Below are 2,781 nucleotides of genomic sequence, written 5' to 3' on the forward strand. Positions count from 1 at the left end.
GCGGCTGGCGCGCCAGCACCCACTGCAGGCCGCGGTCGTAGTGCGCCACGACCCCGTCCATGCGCGCCTGCATCCAGCGCCCGAAACGCCCCTGCCCCTCTTCCAGCGGCCCGAGCCAGCGCGCCGACATCATCGGCACCAGCGTCAGCGACACCAGCGCCGAGATCAGGATGGTGATCGCCAGGGTCACGGCGAATTCGCGGAACAGCCGGCCGATGACCTCCTGCATGAACAGCAGCGGGATCAGCACCGCCACCAGCGAGACGGTGAGCGAGATGATGGTGAAGCCGATCTCGCCGGCGCCGTCCAGGGCCGCCTGCAGGGCGGATTTCGGGCTGCCGGCTGCCCCGGCCTGCATCTCGCGGTGCCGGGCGATGTTCTCGATCATGACGATCGCGTCATCCACCACGAAGCCGGTGGCGATGGTCAGCGCCATCAGCGTCAGGTTGTTCAGCGAATAGCCCAGCAGGTACATCACCCCCGCCGTGCCCAGCAGCGAGATCGGCACCGCGATGGAGGCGATCAGCGTGGCGCGCGCGCTGTGCAGGAAGGCGAAGATCACCAGCACCACCATCGCCACCGCCAGCACCAGCTCCAGCTCCACGTGCTGCACCGAGGCGCGGATGCCCAGGGTGCGGTCCGTCAGCACCTGCACGCGCACGCTCGTCGGCAGGCTCTCGGCCAGCCGGGGCAGCTGGCGCTGGATGGCATCCACCGTGGCGATGACATTGGCGCCCGGCTGGCGCTGCACGTTCAGGATGATCGCCGGGGTGAGCGCCGCCGCGCCCTCTCGCGCGCCCTCGCCCTTGATCCCGGTCCAGGCGCCCAGGCGGCTGTTCTCCGAGCCGTCGACGATGCGCGCCACGTCGCCCAGCCGCACCGGCGCGCCGCCCACATAGGCGATGACCAGCTGGCGGTATTCCTCCGCGCTCATCAGCTGGTCGTTGGCGTTGATGCTGTACTGGCGCTGCGGCCCGTCGAAGCTGCCCTTGGCGGTGCTGGAGTTGCCGGCGTTGATGGCGCTGCTGATGGCGTCCAGCGACAGGCCCATGGACGCCAGCGCATCGAGCCGCGCCTGCACGCGCACCGCCGGGCGCTGGCCGCCGGCGAGCGTGACCAGCCCCACGCCGTCCACCTGGCTGATCTTCAGCGCCAGGCGGGTGTTGACCATGTTCTGCACCTCCGTCAGCGGCAGGCTGTCGGAAGTCACGGCCAGCTGCATGATGGGCGCATCCGCCGGGTTGACCTTGGCATAGACCGGGGGCGCGGGCAGGTCGGCCGGCAGCAGCGAGGCGGCGGCGTTCATGGCCGCCTGCACCTGCTGCTCGGCCGCGTCCATGTCCAGGTCGAGCACGAACTGCAGCGTCACCAGCGACACGCCCGCGCTGCTGGTGCTGCTCATGCGCGCCAGCCCGGGCATCTGGCCGAGCTGGCGCTCCAGCGGCGCCGTCACCGTGCGGCTCATGACGTCGGGGCTGGCGCCCGGGTAGAGCGTCTGCACCTGGATGGTCGGGTAATCGACCTGCGGCAGCGCCGCCACGGGCAGGAAACGCAGCCCGACCAGGCCCGCCAGCACGATGGCGAGCATGAACAGCGCCGTCGCCACCGGCCGCTGGATGAAAAGACGCGAGACGTTCATGCCGGCTGCATCCCGGTGCCCCTCAGCGGGTGCCGGCAGGCGCCCCCTGGCCCTCGCCGGCCCGGGCAGCCCCCTGCGCCGGCGCACCGCCGGCCAGCTGCACCCGGCTGCCATCCTTCACCCGGTCGCCGCCCTCGGTGACCACCTGCTCGCCCGGCTGCAGGCCCTCGCGCACCAGCACCCGCTCGGCGGTGGCGATGCCGCGCACCACCGGGCGCATGTGCGCCACGCGCTCCTCGTCCACCACATAGACGTAGTCGCCCTGCGGGCCGGTGCGCACGGCCGTCACCGGCACCAGCACGCCCTGCTCCTGGCCCAGTTCGAGCCGCGCGTTCACGAACTGGTTGGGAAAGAGCGCGCCGTCGTCGTTGGCGAAGCGCGCCTTGGCGCGCACCGTGCCGGTGGCCGTGTTGATCTGGTTGTCCAGCGTCAGGAAACGCCCCTCGGCCAGCGTCTGGCTGCGTCCCCGGTCGAGCGCCACCACCGGCAACGTGCCGCGGCGCTGCGCGGCCAGCACCGGCTGCACCAGGTCCTGCGGCACCGAGAACACCACGTCGATGGGCGTGACCTGCGTGATGGTGGCGATCCCCGTCGCGCTGCCGCTGCTCACCAGGTTGCCCGGGTCCACCGCGCGCAGGCCGATGCGCCCGCTGATCGGCGCGCGGATGCTGGCAAAGCCGACGTTCAGCTCGGCGGCGCGCTCGCTGGCCCGCCCGGCCTCGACCACGCCCTCCAGCTGCTTGACCAGCGCCGCCTGGGTATCCACGTCCTGGCGCGCGATCGAATCCTGCTCCCACAGGGTTTGGTAGCGAGCGAGCGTCACGCGCGCCGCGGCCAGCTGTGCCTCGTCCTTGGCGCGCTGCCCGCGCGCCTGGGCCAGCGACTGCTCGTACGAACGCGCGTCGATGCGCGCCAGCACCTGGCCCTTCTTCACCATCTGGCCTTCCTCGAACAGCACCTCGGTGAGCACGCCCGAGACCTGCGGCACCAGCGTCGCCGTGATCGGCGGCGTGACCGTGCCGAGCGCATCGACGACCACCGGCAGCCCTCCCTGTTCGGCGCGCGCCGTGCCGACCGTGGTGCCGCCCGGCCCGGCGCCCGGGGGGCCGAAGCCCGGCCCGCCCGGCCCGTGCCCCGGCCCG

The 2,781-nt window shown here is 72.4% G+C and carries 2 protein-coding genes; both read right to left on the reverse strand.

The features are described 5' to 3' along the window. The coding region (locus tag A612_RS02315; protein WP_019372995.1) for an efflux RND transporter permease subunit at nucleotides 1-1,639 on the reverse strand (1,639 nt) is incomplete at its 3' end. Between the two features lie 22 nt (nucleotides 1,640-1,661). Beyond that, nucleotides 1,662-2,781, reverse strand: a 1,120-nt coding sequence (locus A612_RS02320) for an efflux RND transporter periplasmic adaptor subunit (RefSeq protein ID WP_019372996.1), incomplete at its 5' end; no start/stop codon positions are given.

The organism is Melaminivora alkalimesophila, from assembly GCF_000282995.1.
GTDB lineage: Bacteria > Pseudomonadota > Gammaproteobacteria > Burkholderiales > Burkholderiaceae_C > Melaminivora > Melaminivora alkalimesophila.